We start from the raw sequence: 14178 nt of genomic DNA on the forward strand, positions 1-14178 counted from the left end.
GCCTCCCATCAGTGCCATACATCCCGCGTTCACCGGCCATCTTGAGTCAATCATCCGACCAAAGGAGCATAGGTCCACCACACGTCCAGGAGGTACCGCCGTGACGACCACCCCTCAGGCGGCCCGCAGGGCAACCCCGCGGAAGCGCCGATCGGCCACCCCGACCGCGCCCGACCCGGCGGCTGCCCTGCTTCCCCAGGCCGATCCGGTCCGACTGCTGAACCCGGACGGCACCCTGCTGCCGTCCCGGGCCGACTATCCCGAGCCACCCGTGGCGGCCCTGCGCGAGATGTACCGCCGGATGGTCGTCGGCCGCCGGTTCGACGCGCAGGCCACCGCGCTGACCAAGCAGGGCCGCCTCGCGGTCTACCCGTCCTCCCGAGGCCAGGAGGCGTGCCAGGTCGGCGGCGTGCTCGCGCTGCGCGACGACGACTGGGTCTTCCCGACCTACCGCGAGTCGATGGCGCTGACCGCGCGGGGCATCGACCCGGTCGAGGTGCTCACCCTGCTGCGCGGCGACTGGCACTGCGGGTACGACCCGGCCGCCCGCCGCACCGCCCCGCAGTGCACCCCGCTGGCCACCCAGTGCGTGCACGCCGCCGGTCTGGCCTACGGCGAGACGTACCAGGGGCGGGACACGGTCGCGCTGGTCTACATCGGTGACGGCGCGACCAGCGAGGGCGACTTCCACGAGGGGGTCAACTTCGCCGCCGTGTTCAAGGCCCCGGTGGTCTACTTCGTGCAGAACAACAGGTACGCCATCAGCGTGCCGCTGTCCCGGCAGACCGCCGCCCCGTCGCTGGCCTACAAGGGCGTCGGCTACGGCGTGCCCAGCGAGCAGGTCGACGGCAACGACCCGGTCGCCGTGCTCGCCGTGCTGGAGAAGGCGGTCGCGCACGCCCGCGCCGGCAAGGGGCCGTTCCTGGTCGAGGCGCACACCTACCGGATGGAACCGCACACCAACGCCGACGACGCGACGCGCTACCGCGACGCCGACGAGGTGGAGGCGTGGCGGGACCGCGATCCGGTGGCCCGACTGGAGGCGTACCTGCGCTCCCGCGAGGTCCTCGACGACGACGCCGTCGCCGCGATCGCCCAGGAGGCCGAGGAGTACGCCGCGCGGCTGCGCGAGCGGATGAACGTCCAGCCCACCGTCGACCCGCTCACCCTCTTCGACCACGTCTACGCGCAGCCCACCCCGCAGCTCGTCGAACAGCGTGACCAGGTCCGCGCCGAGCTCGCCGCGCAGGAGGAGGACGCCTGATGGCCACCATGACCATGGCGAAGGCGCTCAACGCGGCGCTCGCCGACGCGCTGCTCGACGACGAGCGGGTCGTCGTCTTCGGCGAGGACGTCGGGCAACTCGGCGGCGTCTTCCGGATCACCGACGGACTCCAGGCCCGCTTCGGCGACAAGCGCTGCTTCGACACCCCGCTGGCCGAGGCCGGCATCGTCGGCTTCGCGGTCGGACTGGCCATGTCCGGGCTGCGCCCGGTGGTCGAGATGCAGTTCGACGCGTTCGCGTACCCGGCGTTCGAGCAGATCGCCTCGCACGTGGCGAAGCTGCGCAACCGCACCCGGGGCGCGTTGAGCGTGCCCATGGTGATCCGGGTGCCGTACGCCGGTGGCATCGGCGGCGTGGAACACCACTGCGACTCCTCCGAGGCGTACTACGCGCACACGCCGGGCCTGAAGGTGGTCACCCCGGCGACCGTCGACGACGCGTACTCGCTGCTGCGGGAGGCGATCGACGACCCCGACCCGGTGGTGTTCATGGAGCCGAAGAAGCTCTACTTCACCAGCGCCGAGGCGGACCTGCCGACGCGGACCGCACCCTTCGGCCGGGCGGTGGTCCGGCGCCCCGGACGCGACGCCACCCTGGTCGCGTACGGGCCGGCGGTGCCGGTCGCGCTGGAGGCCGCCGAGGCCGCCCGCGAGGAGGGCTGGGACCTGGAGGTCGTCGACGTACGCACCATCGTGCCGTTCGACGACGACACGATCGCCGCCTCGGTCCGGCGTACCGGCCGCTGCGTGGTGGTGCAGGAGGCACAGGGCTTCGCCGGGGTCGGCGCGGAGATCGCCGCCCGGGTGCAGGAACGTTGCTTCCACGCCCTGCACGCGCCGGTGCTGCGGGTCTCCGGGCTGGACATCCCGTATCCCGCGCCGATGCTGGAGCACACCCACCTGCCCTCGGTCGACCGGGTGCTGGACGCGGTGGCCCGCCTCCAGTGGGACGACCAGCCGGACTCCCGCTGGCTCACCGAGGTGCCGGCATGAGTGGGCGAATCATCGGGGCCGGTGCGGTGGAGTCTCGTGGCGGCACGCGGCGGAGCGGAGTACCGGCATGAGCGAGCAGGTCTTTCTTCTTCCCGACCTCGGTGAGGGGCTCGCCGAGGCGGAGATCGTGCAGTGGCGGGTCGCGGTGGGCGACGTGGTCACCGTGGACCAGACCGTGGTCGAGGTGGAGACGGCCAAGGCGGTCGTGGACGTGCCCTGCCCGTACGCCGGACGGGTGGTGGCCCTGCACGGCGCCGAGGGTGAGGTGCGTCCGGTGGGCCAGCCGCTGATCACCGTGGCCGACCCGGCCGCCGACGGTGCCGCCGGCCCGACCGAGCCCACCGGGCACGCGGTCTACCGCGAGGAGGAGCGGGCCGGATCCGGCAACGTGCTGATCGGGTACGGCACCGGGCACGGTGCCACGCGCCGTCGTCGGCGTCCCCGCCTCGCCCCTGGCACGCAGGCCCCCGCCCCGGTCGCGCCGGCCGCCGCCCCGGGCAGGCAGGCCGCCGTGCCGGCCGCGACGAGCCTTGCCCCGGGCACGACGGACGCGACGGCGATCACCGGTACGGCGGCGAGCGGCTCGTCCCCGGCCGTCTCTGTCGGCGCTGACCGGTCCGTCGCGGTCGGTTCGTCCCCGGCCGTGGGGCTCAGCGCGGATCCGTCCACGACTCCGGCGCTGGTCATCTCGCCGATCGTGCGGCGGCTGGCCCGCGAGCACGGCGTCGACCTGACCACGCTGCGCGGCACCGGACCCGGCGGTGTGGTCCGCCGTGCCGACGTGGAGGCGGCGGCCGACGCGTGCGCGTCGGACCGTTCGGTGACGGGTGCGCCCGCGCCGGGCCTCGCGACGCCGGACCTTCCGCCCGCGACCGGTCTCGCCGCGCCGGACCTGGCCGCCGGGACCCCTTCCCCGTCGGCGCACGTCGGACTCGCTCCGACCGACACGCGGGACCAGGTGATCCCGTTGACCGGCATCCGCCGGGTGATCGCCGACAAGCTCTCCCGCAGCCGGCGGGAGATCCCGGAGGTGACCATCTGGGTCGACGTGGACGCCACCGGACTGCTGAGCACCCGGGCTGCGATCAACGCCGCCCGGCCGGACCAGCCGGTGAGCATCCTGGCGTTGCTCGCCCGGATCTGCCTGTCCGGGCTGCGCCGGTACCCGCAGCTCAACGCCCGGGTGGACACCGAGGGCCAGCGGATCGTCCAGTCCGCCGCCGTGCACCTGGGCATCGCCGCCCAGACCGATCGTGGCCTGCTCGTGCCGGTGCTGCGCGACGCCGACCGGCTCACCACCGCCGAGTTGGCCGCCGAACTGGCGGCGACCACGAGCGCGGCGCGCGCCGGTGAGCTGCCGCCGGCCCGCCTCACCGGGGGCACGTTCACGCTGAACAACTACGGGGTGTTCGGTGTCGACGGCTCGACCCCGATCATCAATCACCCGGAGGCGGCGCTGCTCGGGGTGGGGCGCATCGTGGACAAGCCGTGGGTGGTGGACGGAGAACTGGCGGTGCGGAAGGTGACGCAGCTCAGCCTCACCTTCGACCACCGGGTGTGCGACGGGGGAGTCGCCGGTGGCTTCCTACGGCACGTCGCCGACTGCGTCGAGCAACCGGCCCTGCTGATCGCCGCAGTCTGACCCCGCCCGCCCCCGGCCTGCGCCCCCCGGCCCGCCCCCGCAGCGCCTCGCCCCCGGCCCGCCCCGCGCGCCGCCCCGCAGGCGTCGATCATGGAGTTGTGCAGAGGGCATAACGGCGCATAGAGGTCGAATTGCCAGCCACAACTCCATGATCGGCGCAGGCGGGGCCACAACTCCATGATCGGCGCGGACGGGAACCACAAGTCCATGATCGGCGTGGGCGTGGGCGTGGGCGTGGGCGTGGGCGTGGACGTGGGCGTGGACGTGGACGGAGGCGGGGCAGGGGGCGGGGCGCGGGTCGGCGGTGGGCTCGGCGGCTGAAGGGACGCCGGGCCCGCGGGCGTCCGTATGCCCGAGATCGGGCGAACCGTCGTGGACCAACGGGTGTGCGGACATCGGTCGCAGCTCGCCGGTTAACGGTCGGGATAACGCGCTCGGGCATTTCCCGGCCTATTGTGGCGCGATGACGCGGAATCGTCCCCGGCGCAATAAGAGCGCGGTTTCGGAGAATTGCTAAACCGCTGGCGGGTAGCCGGTCAGAATGTGGCGGAGGGCGAGAAATAAACGGGGGGACGCATCATGAACCTGAGGGGGCGATTGGCGCTGCTGACGGTGGCCGTGGCAGCGGCGCCGCTGGCGCTGGGCGCGTGCACGGGCGACCGGAAGGTCGTCGGGGAGGGCCGCCAGGCTGCTCCGGAGCTCGCCGTGACACCGGCCGAGGGCACTCGGGACGTACCGATCAGCGGCGAGATCGGCACCGCCGTCAAACACGGGCGGGTCACCGACGTGCGGATCACCGACGACAAGGGCGGGAAGGTCGAGGCCGAGCCGCGCGAGGACGGGACCGGCTGGGTGCCGACCGAGGTGTTGCAGCCCAAGCGGACCTACACCGCCGAGGTCACGGTGACCGGCGAGAAGGGGCAGACCGTCACCCGGAAGACGACCTTCACGACGCAGCCGAAAACGTCCAAACCGGCTATCACCAGTACGCTCTATTTCGCTGGTAATCGGACGTACGGCACGGCCATGCCGGTGACCGTCGCGTTCGACCCGCCCATTCCGAAAGAGGCCAGGGCGGATGTGCAACGTCGTTTGTTCGTGAAGACGGATCCGCCGCAGCCGGGCACCTGGTCCTGGGTGTCGGACGGTAGTCAGGTCTATTACCGGGCGCCCGATTTCTGGCGGCCCGGCACGTCGATCAGCGTGCGTGCCGCGCTGGAGGGCCTGCCGATCGGCAAGGAGAACGTCGGCGACGCCGACCGGCGGGCCACGTCGAAGATCGGCCAGCAGGTGGCGTTGGAGATCGACAACGCGACCAAGCAGATGTCGGTGATCCGGGACGGGAAGGTGCTGCGCAAGCTCCCGGTCAGCCTCGGCAAGCCGAGCACCCCGACCTCCAGCGGCAAGATGGTGATCATGGAGAAGCACGACTTCACCACGTTCGACACCACGGGCTCGGCCGACCCGTACGTCGTCGACGTCGAGGACGCGCAGCGGCTGACCTGGGGCGGCGAGTTCATCCACGGCGCGCCCTGGTCGGAGGGGGACCAGGGGTACGCCAACGTGTCGCACGGGTGCACCAACCTCTCCGCGGCCAACGCCGACTGGCTGATGGGCGTCACCCAGGTCGGCGACCTGGTCACCGTCAAGGGCACCGAGGTCGAACTCGGCGAGGGCAACGGCTGGACGGCCTGGAACGTCGACTGGGACCAGTTCGCCAAGGGCAGCGCGCTGCCCGTACCCGCCGGACTGGCACCGGCACCGACCACGTCTGCGGACCCGGGCGCGGTCGCCGGCGGCGGCTCGCCGGAGCCGCAGCCCTCGGCCAGCGGCGGCTGACCGCCCGAACGGGGTGCCGGGTCGGTCGCGGCCGACCCGGCGCCCCCGTCGTCGGCGGACCGCTGCTGCTCAGGTGGTGCCGGGGGATCGTCCCTAGGGTGGATACACCGGGCCTGCGGGTCATGCCCTGGGCTTACCCGGAACCCCCTTTGCGCAGGGTGTGAGTGTCGGTGGTGCGGGATAGGTTCAACTCATGCCAGAGCGCGAGGAGCGGTTCCACGTGGAGACCACGGTCTTCGACGACGCGGTGTGCGTCCGCGTGGTCGGTGCCGTCGACATCGCCACCGTCGCGGCGTTCCGCGCGGCGCTCTGGGCGGCACCGGCCCGGCCGGAGCTGCGGGTGGATCTCTCCGAGGTGCGGGTGCTCTCCGCCGCCGGGGTGCGCACGCTGATCGCGGCGCGGCTCTGGGTGCGGGCGCAGGGCGGCCAACTGGTGCTGACGGACCCGCCGCCGGTGGTGGAGCGGGTGCTGCGCGCCACCGGCCTGCGTCGGGTCATCCCGGTCGTCGGCTCGTGCTCCGAGCGGGTGCTGGCCGGCGTGTGACGCCGCGACGGCGGGTTCGCCCGCCGGGGCGTGCGGTGGTCGGCGTCCGGCGCCGACCGCGCGTCCGGCGCCGGGTACGGGGGCCGGCGCCGGACGCGGCGCTCAGCGAACGCCGAGCAGGTCGACCACGAAGACCAGGGTCTCGTTGGGCTTGATGACGCCACCGGCGCCCTGGCTGCCGTAGCCCAGGTGCGGCGGGATGGTCAGCTTGCGCCGGCCACCGACCCGCATGCCGACCACGCCCTGGTCCCAGCCGGCGATGACCCGGCCACCGCCGAGCGGGAACTCGAAGGCGTCCCCCCGGTTCCAGGAGGCGTCGAACTCGGCGCCGGTGGAGTGCGAGACCCCGACGTAGTGGACGCGGGCGCGCTGGCCGGGCTGGGCCTCGGGGCCGTCGCCCACGGTGATGTCCTCGATCACGAGGTCGGCGGGCGGGGCACCCTCGATCGGACCGATCTCGGGCTTGCTCGCTGCCTGGTTCATGCGGATTCTCCTGTGACGTCGGTTCTGGTCAGCACAATCCTGCCGGATGCTACGCCAGCGGTGCCCGTCGCACGCGGTACGACCTCCCGAGAGGCCCGGGCCGCGCACGACGGCGGGCGGCACCCGCAGGGGTGCCGCCCGCCGTGTGGGGAGGGAGGTGACAGGTCAGCGGAGCCAGGCGAAGCGCTTGACGATCGGCAACCGGGCCCAGGTGCGGCCGAGGCCCCAGGTGTCACCGGCGTTGGTCACCGCGAGCAGCGCGAGCACCCCGGCGTAGACGAGGTGGTCGTCCATGAAGGGGTTGTTCGCGGGCAGCAGGGCGGCGGTCCACATCAACACCAGCAGCAGACCACCGGCGACGGCGGCGACGCGTACCCCGATGCCGAGGATCAGGGCGGTGCCGATCGCGGCCAGACCGATCATGAACAGCCAGTCGGCCCAGACCGCCCCGGCCATGCTCTGGTAGAAGCCCTCGAACGGGCCGGTGACGCCGAAGCTGAGGAAGCCCTTGGTGGGGCTGCCGCCGTTGATCCAGGCGTTCTTGCCCTCGGTGGCGAACCCCAGGCCGAACAGCTTGTCCAGGAAGGCCCAGAGGAAGATCCAGCCCAGCGCCAGGCGCAGCCCGGCGAGCAGGTAGCGGGTGGCTCGCTTCCGGTTGACCTGCTCCCGAACGGTCTCGGCCCCCGGGGTCTTGGCGGCGGTGTTCCGCTCCATCATCGCGGTCATGATGTCCACGTCCCTTCTCTGCTTCGCACCGCTGTCCCGGTGACACCTCCATTGGACGCCGGTGGGGTCGGGTGCGGTCAGGGCCGACCGGGCCCGGACCGGACGGGACCTTCGACCCCTTCCGGCCCGGGCCGTCGGACCGGGTGCGGGACGGACGCACGCCAGGGCGGTCGGCGCGGCGTCGGGGCGCTCACGCGCCGGATGAATCGGGTGCGGTGCCGTGGGTTTCGGTCACCGGGGTGTTCGGGCGCCGGTGGCGCTCAGCCGACGACGACCGGGTTCGCCAGTTGGTCGGCCAGCACCGACGGGGCCTCGGCCAGCGACGGGCCGTACCAGGTCAGGTGCCGTCCGGAGAGCAGGGCGCACCGTACGCCCGGAAACGCCTCCGGCCCGTCGTCGGCGGTGAAGCGGTACGGCTCGTCCGGCAGCACCACCAGGTCGGGTGCGGTGGCGCGCAGCTCGTCCAGCGTCGGTCGTGGATACCGTTCCGGCTGCCCGGCGTAGAGATTGGCCACGCCCAGCCGGCGGAGCACGTCACCGGCGAAGGTGTCGGTGCCGAGCACCACCCAGGGACGCCGCCAGACCGGCACCACCGCCCGGTGCCGCACCACAGGAGCCGGCCGGTCGGCCCAGGCCCGTCGCGCCTCCGCCAGCCACTCGGGTTCGGTGGATGCGCCCAGGTCACGCAGCAGGTCGGCGAGTTCGGTCAGGGCGGTGTCCACCGTACGCGGATAGGTGACCCGGACCGGCACTCCGGCGGCGGCCAGCGCGTCGGCGTCCTCGCGCCGGTTCTCCTCGACGTTGAGCAGCACGAGGTCCGGTCGCAACGCGCGGACCCGGTCCAGGTCGGGGTACTTGCTGCCGCCCACCCGGGGCACGTCCAGATCGGCCGGAGCGGTGCACCAGTCGGTGGCCCCGACCAGCAGCCCGGGCAGGGTCACCGCCACCGCCTCGGTCAGCGAGGGCACCAGGGACACCACCCGCACCCGTCCACCTCCTCGCCTCTGGCGCGGTCGGTCACCGTCGTGGCGGTCACCAGGGGCCCACCGGGGGAGCCGCCCGGCATGATCGTCATCCTAGACTCGGTCGGTCGGCGGCAGGATTGGGTGGATACGACGATGACCGGTGGCGACGCGTGGCTGTCGACGATTCCGGCCGGTGGGCGTACGCCCGTGCTGGCCCGTGCGGGGCAGCGGGTGCACGCCGGCCCGCGCCTGGGTGAGGTGATCCGGCGTCGCCCGCCGGGGCTCACCGGCAACCAGTGGAACACCGCCGCCCGCGTGGTGCTCGACCACGTGGTCTGCGCCGACGACACCGGCCTGCCGCAGTTCGCGGTCGAGTTCCGGGAGCCGGCGCCGGACGCCCCCGCCCGTCGGGTGGACCGGATCGTCGAGGCGGTCACCGCCAGCGTCGGCCTGCCGCTGCTGCGGATCGGCTCGACCACCCTGCGCGCCGTGGACCACGGTCCGGGCATCGTCGGGTACGTGCTCGACGCCCGCCGGTACGCCGACGGTGCCGCCGGGTCGGACGTACCCGCCGTCGGGTTCCGCGACATCGTCGGCCGGCTGCCGGACGGGCGCACCGGCGCGGTCAACGACCTCGGCGCGCTCGCCCGGGCCGAGGCGGTCGAGGCGTACGTGGCACGGCGACTGGCGGATCCGATCCTGCGCGGGCTGCACGTGCGCTGGGCCGACGGCCCGGTCGAGGGGTGGAGCTGGGTCGAGGTGCGCCCCGGCGAGTTCCTGGTGGAACGGGTCGTCCTGCGGACGTACCGGTTCTCCTGCGGTGTCGATCCGGCACGACTGGCCGAGGACCTCGCCGCACTCGCTGTCGGTGAGCGTCTGCGCACCCTCGATACGGAAACTCCCGACGTGGTGGGCCGTGCCGATCTGCTCGACGACATCCGGCGACTCGGGCAGCGCCGCGACGAACTCGTGGACGGTTTCGCCTACGACCATCTGCACCAGGTCTGACCTGCCCCGGAGCAGTATGCCCCGGGCCGCCGAAAAAAAGTCCACCTTCTTTTGAACTCCCGCCAGGGCGGGGCCGTACCTCACCGGGAATGGACAGGATCTCCCCAACCCGCGCCGGGCGGCGTGGGAGACGGTGCGGAAAGGGCATCGTCGTCTGTCGACGTGCCACCGGTGCGTTCGAACGGCCTCCGTCGAGCGCGCCACCACGATTCCGTTCGGTCCGTCGAGTCACGCGTCAGGTACCGGATCGAGAAGGAGAGCAATTCGATGCGCAGGTCCACCCGGTCACGCAGACCATCAGGTAACACGCGGACCAAACGACTTCTGGCCGTTGGTGCCACGCTCGCCGTCTTCGGTGGCGTCGTCGCCGTTACCCAGATCTCGTCGGCCGGTGACCGACGGCCGAACAAGCAGCAGACCCGCCCGATCTCGGCCGAGTGTGTGGAGCCCAGCCCGGGTGCGACCGCGCCGACCGCCCGTGGCGCCACCACCACCCGTACCTTCCAGAACGGTCGATGGGTGACCAACCACTGGGGTGACGGGCAGCAGTCCGTGGAGGAGTGCCAGGAGACCCGCAGCGGCAACGGTGGCGCGACCACCGGCGCCTTCGCCGTGGCCTGTCCCGACGTGGTCAGCCGCCTGCCGCAGGTGCCCGACCGGGCCCGCGCCGAGGTGGACCGCAACCTGGCGCTGCTGCAGACCCAGATCACCGAGGCCGACCAGCGCCTGGCCGCCGAGGGCAACAAGGGCCAGGCGTTCATCCGCAACGCGATCCTCGACCCGCTGGCCAGCAAGCGGCGGGCCACGCTGGACCGCATCACCATCTCCATCGACCGCTTCGGCCCCCGGCCGCGCGGCCTCGCCGGTCTGGCCGCCTGCCAGGTGCAGCCGGTGAACAACAACAACGGTGGGAACAACGGCGGCAACAACCCCGACAACGGTGGGAACAACGGCGGGGGCAACAACAACGGCGGCAACAACGGCGGGGGCAACAACAACGGCCTCGACGTGCTGGCCAACAACTGCAACAACAGCCAGCTCCAGCCGCACGACGGCTTCCAGAACGGCAACCGCTGCATCAGCACGGCCTTCGGCGAGGTCGGCTCGGCGGCGAACAACCCGTCGCTGCTGATCACCGAGTTCCCGCAGCAGATCAACCGCAACGAGGGCTTCTCGCTGCGGGTCAGCACCCGCAACCTGGTCCGGGACCGGTTCCTTCCGGCCGGTCAGGGTGGCTACTACCTGGAGAGCTCGCTGCTCAACGGTGAGGGCCTGACCCGAGGCCACTTCCACACCGCCTGCCGGATGCTGAACAACACCGACGAGGCGCCGGCGGCGGATCCGGTACCGGCCTTCTTCGTGGCCACCGAGGACGGCGGCGGCGGTCGCCAGCCGGACAGCGTGGTCATCCAGATCCCGGGTCTGCCGGACTCCGGCACCGCGCAGTGCGCGGTCTGGGCCGGTGACGGCTCGCACCGTATCCCGATGTCGGAGCGGGCCAACCAGACCCCCGCCTTCGACGCGGTGCGGATCCAGGTCAACTGACCCGAAACGACACGCGGGCCGTCCGGAACCTCGTTCCGGACGGCCCGCGACGTTGTGTGGCGATGCCGCTGTTCAGCGGTTCTTGTACGCCTCGACGACCTCGACCGGGATACGACCCCGCTCGGAAATCTTGTAGCCGTTGCTGACCGCCCATTCCCGGATCGCGCGGTTCTGCTCGCGGTTCATTCCGGGGGCCGCAGCGGTGACCCGACGCGGACCGCGACCGGTGTCGGTGCTGCCGCGTCCAAGCCGTCGGCCCGCATTGATAAACGGATCCAGCGCCTTGCGCAGGACTCCCGCGTTCTCGTCGGAGACGTCGATGGTGTAGCTCACGCCATCCAGGCTGAACTCGACCGTCCGATCGGCCTTTCCGCCGTCGAGGTCGTCAGTCAGCACCGTGATTACTTTTCTCGCCATCGTCGATTACTCCCTGTGTCTGGCGGGGTGTGGTCAAAGTTTGACTCATCGCCCGGCAATTGCGCAACAAAAGCCCCTGCTTGCCGGCTCTCGCGTTTTGCGCCGCGCGTAAATCCCGATTACCCGGCGTTCCCGTGGTCGGTACGGATGTGTCGGCGCCACCTGAAGGTCGGGGTGGTTCGTGTGCTGGGTCACACCGTGGAACAACGGTGGCGCGCGTCGACTTGAGTCAGACACGCTCAACTCAATGCGATAGCAGGTGTTCGATGGCAACTCTTCCGGTACTCCCACTGACCGACGCGGTACTGCTGCCCGGCATGGTCATCCCGGTGACCCTCGACCCGACCACCCAGGCCGCCGTCGACGCGGCCCGCGCCACCGGCGACCGCAGGCTGCTCGCCGTGCCCCGCCTCGACGGCGAGTACGGCTCCGTCGGCGCGATCGCCACCATCGAGAAGGTCGGTCGGCTGCCCAGCGGCGAGCCCGCCGCAGTCGTCCGCGGCCTCGCCCGCGCCCGCATCGGCTCCGGGGTGCCCGGGCCCGGCGCGGCGCTCTGGGTCGAGGCGACCGAGATCGACGAGCCCGCCCCGGCCGGCAAGGCACGGGAACTGGCCCGCGAATACCGCGCCCTGGTGACCTCCGTGCTGCAACAGCGCGGCGCATGGCAGGTCATCGACGCGATGGAGCGGATGACCGACCTCTCCGAACTGGCCGACTCGGCCGGCTACGCGCCCTGGCTCACCCTGGCGCAGAAGACCGAACTGCTCGCCGCGCCGGACGTCACCGCCCGGCTGGAACTGCTCGTCGGCTGGGTCAAGGACCACCTCGCCGAGCAGGAGGTCACCGAGCAGATCAACTCCGACGTCCGCGAGGGGTTGGAGAAGTCGCAGCGGGAGTTCCTGCTGCGCCAGCAACTCGCCGCGATCCGCAAGGAACTCGGCGAGGACGCCCCGGAAGGCTCCGCCGACTACCGGGCCCGCGTCGAGTCCGCCGACCTGCCCGAGAAGGTACGCGAGGCGGCACTGCGCGAGGTCGGCAAGCTGGAGCGGGCCAGTGACGCCTCCCCGGAGGCGGGCTGGATCCGTACCTGGCTCGACACGGTGCTGGAGATGCCGTGGAGCACGCGTACCGAGGACAACACCGACCTGGCGGCGGCGCGGGCCGTGCTCGACGCCGACCACGCCGGCCTGGCCGACGTGAAGGACCGCATCCTGGAGTACCTGGCGGTGCGCAACCGGCGGGCCGACCGCAACCTCGGTGTGGTCGGCGGTCGCGGCTCCGGTGCGGTGCTGGCCCTGGCGGGCCCGCCCGGCGTCGGCAAGACCAGCCTCGGCGAGTCCGTCGCCCGGGCGCTCGGCCGCAGGTTCGTCCGGGTCTCCCTCGGCGGCGTACGCGACGAGGCCGAGATCCGGGGCCACCGGCGCACCTACGTCGGCGCGCTGCCCGGCCGGATCGTGCGGGCGCTGCGCGAGGCCGGCTCGATGAACCCGGTGGTGCTGCTCGACGAGGTCGACAAGCTCTCCGTCGGGTACGCCGGTGACCCCGCCGCCGCCCTGCTGGAGGTACTCGACCCGGCCCAGAACCACACCTTCCGGGACCACTACCTGGAGGTCGACCTCGACCTGTCCGACGTGCTGTTCCTCGCCACGGCCAACGTGGTGGAGGCCATCCCCGGCCCGCTGCTGGACCGGATGGAACTGGTCACGCTCGATGGCTACACCGAGGACGAGAAGGTGGCCATCGCCCGGGACCACCTGCTGCCCCGGCAGCGGGAGCGGGCCGGACTGACCACCGACGAGGTCGACGTCGACGCCCCGGCACTGGCCCGGATCGCGGGGGAGTACACCCGGGAGGCCGGCGTACGGCAACTGGAGCGGGCCCTGGCGAAGGTCATGCGGAAGGTCGCGGTGGCCCTCACCGACGACCCGACGCCGGTCCGCGTCGGCGCCGACGACCTGACCCGCTACCTCGGCCGACCCAAGCACACGCCGGAGTCGGCGGAGCGGACGGCGGTGCCGGGCGTGGCCACCGGGCTGGCGGTCACCGGTGCCGGCGGCGACGTGCTGTTCATCGAGGCGACCAGCATGGACGGTGAGCCGGGACTGACCCTGACCGGTCAACTCGGCGACGTGATGAAGGAGTCGGCGCACATCGCGCTCTCCTACCTGCGCGCCAACGGCCGTCGGCTCGGTCTGGACCCGAACGCCCTCGCCGGGCGGCGGATCCACCTGCACGTCCCGGCGGGCGCGGTACCCAAGGACGGCCCCAGCGCCGGCATCACCATGGTCACCGCGCTGGCGTCACTGGCCAGCGGCCGACCGGTACGCCCCGAGTTCGGGATGACCGGCGAGGTGACGCTCTCCGGCCGGGTGCTGCCCATCGGCGGGGTGAAGCAGAAACTGCTCGCCGCGCACCGGGCCGGTCTGACCGAGGTGATCATCCCGGCCCGGAACGAGCCGGACCTCGACGACCTGCCCACCGAGGTCCGCGAGGCGCTGACCGTGCACACGCTCGCCGACGTCGCCGACGTACTCGCCCTGGCGCTGCGCCCGGCCGAGATCGACCCGGCGTCGCTGGGCGGTGAGGCGCTCGCCGCCGCCTGACCGATGTGCGCATGCAGGGCGGCATTCATGCAGGGAGGCATGTAAGGAGGGGGCCCTTGTTAACGCCTGCGGTAGAGCAGGGGTCCCCTACTAACACGAGGCACCGCCGACTGGCGCCATCCCGTGCGG

At 72.2% G+C, this 14178-nt stretch carries 12 protein-coding genes; 8 read left to right on the forward strand and 4 right to left on the reverse strand.

What is annotated here, in order from left to right:
- Window positions 1-100 precede the first annotated feature (100 nt).
- The 5 genes from pdhA to ABT008_RS17535 all read left to right on the forward strand — a co-directional run bounded on the left by pdhA (window position 101) and on the right by ABT008_RS17535 (window position 6302).
- Window positions 101-1264 (forward strand): pyruvate dehydrogenase (acetyl-transferring) E1 component subunit alpha, encoded by a 1164-nt coding sequence (gene pdhA / locus ABT008_RS17515; RefSeq protein WP_350697261.1) that lies wholly within the window; start codon window positions 101-103, stop codon window positions 1262-1264.
- Complete coding sequence (locus ABT008_RS17520; RefSeq protein WP_350697262.1) at window positions 1264-2277, forward strand: alpha-ketoacid dehydrogenase subunit beta; 1014 nt, start codon at window positions 1264-1266, stop codon at window positions 2275-2277. Before pdhA ends, ABT008_RS17520 begins: the two co-directional genes overlap by 1 nt.
- 67 nt (window positions 2278-2344) lie before the next feature.
- On the forward strand, window positions 2345-3919 hold the full coding sequence (locus ABT008_RS17525; RefSeq protein WP_350697263.1) for a dihydrolipoamide acetyltransferase family protein: 1575 nt from the start codon (window positions 2345-2347) through the stop codon (window positions 3917-3919).
- A gap of 579 nt (window positions 3920-4498) precedes the next feature.
- Window positions 4499-5758: a L,D-transpeptidase gene (locus tag ABT008_RS17530; protein WP_350697264.1), complete on the forward strand. Its 1260-nt coding sequence runs from the start codon at window positions 4499-4501 to the stop codon at window positions 5756-5758.
- Between the two features lie 193 nt (window positions 5759-5951).
- Entirely contained in the window at window positions 5952-6302 is a 351-nt protein-coding gene (locus tag ABT008_RS17535) for an STAS domain-containing protein (protein WP_131057440.1), read from the forward strand.
- A 102-nt stretch (window positions 6303-6404) separates the two neighbouring features.
- Here the strand turns inward: ABT008_RS17535 and ABT008_RS17540 are convergent, their stop codons facing one another.
- From ABT008_RS17540 to ABT008_RS17550, 3 genes are all read right to left on the reverse strand, one after another.
- Complete coding sequence (locus tag ABT008_RS17540; RefSeq protein WP_176094397.1) at window positions 6405-6785, reverse strand: FKBP-type peptidyl-prolyl cis-trans isomerase; 381 nt, start codon at window positions 6783-6785, stop codon at window positions 6405-6407.
- A 165-nt stretch (window positions 6786-6950) separates the two neighbouring features.
- Window positions 6951-7511, reverse strand: coding sequence for a hypothetical protein (locus ABT008_RS17545; RefSeq protein WP_449952734.1), 561 nt, complete (start codon window positions 7509-7511; stop codon window positions 6951-6953).
- 260 nt (window positions 7512-7771) lie between these two features.
- Window positions 7772-8497 (reverse strand): helical backbone metal receptor, encoded by a 726-nt coding sequence (locus tag ABT008_RS17550; protein ID WP_350697265.1) that lies wholly within the window; start codon window positions 8495-8497, stop codon window positions 7772-7774.
- Between the two features lie 78 nt (window positions 8498-8575).
- Between ABT008_RS17550 and ABT008_RS17555 the strand changes: the two genes are divergently transcribed.
- The gene (locus ABT008_RS17555) at window positions 8576-9484 is read left to right on the forward strand and encodes a PDDEXK family nuclease (protein WP_350697266.1); all 909 of its coding nucleotides are present in this window, start codon (window positions 8576-8578) and stop codon (window positions 9482-9484) included.
- 267 nt (window positions 9485-9751) lie between these two features.
- Window positions 9752-11029, forward strand: a complete 1278-nt coding sequence (locus ABT008_RS17560; protein WP_350697267.1) for a hypothetical protein — start codon at window positions 9752-9754, stop codon at window positions 11027-11029.
- A 72-nt stretch (window positions 11030-11101) separates the two neighbouring features.
- On the opposite strand, the gene ABT008_RS17565 is transcribed toward ABT008_RS17560, so the two are convergent.
- Window positions 11102-11446 carry a histone-like nucleoid-structuring protein Lsr2 gene (locus tag ABT008_RS17565; protein WP_350697268.1) on the reverse strand — a complete coding sequence of 115 codons (345 nt, stop codon included), beginning with the start codon at window positions 11444-11446 and terminating at the stop codon, window positions 11102-11104.
- Between the two features lie 266 nt (window positions 11447-11712).
- On the opposite strand from ABT008_RS17565, the gene lon reads away from it, so the two are divergent.
- The gene (gene lon, locus ABT008_RS17570) at window positions 11713-14049 is read left to right on the forward strand and encodes an endopeptidase La (protein ID WP_350697269.1); all 2337 of its coding nucleotides are present in this window, start codon (window positions 11713-11715) and stop codon (window positions 14047-14049) included.
- Window positions 14050-14178: the final 129 nt, after the last annotated feature.

The sequence above is a fragment of the Micromonospora sp. NPDC002389 genome (genome assembly GCF_040296095.1).
In the GTDB taxonomy this organism is placed as follows: domain Bacteria; phylum Actinomycetota; class Actinomycetes; order Mycobacteriales; family Micromonosporaceae; genus Micromonospora.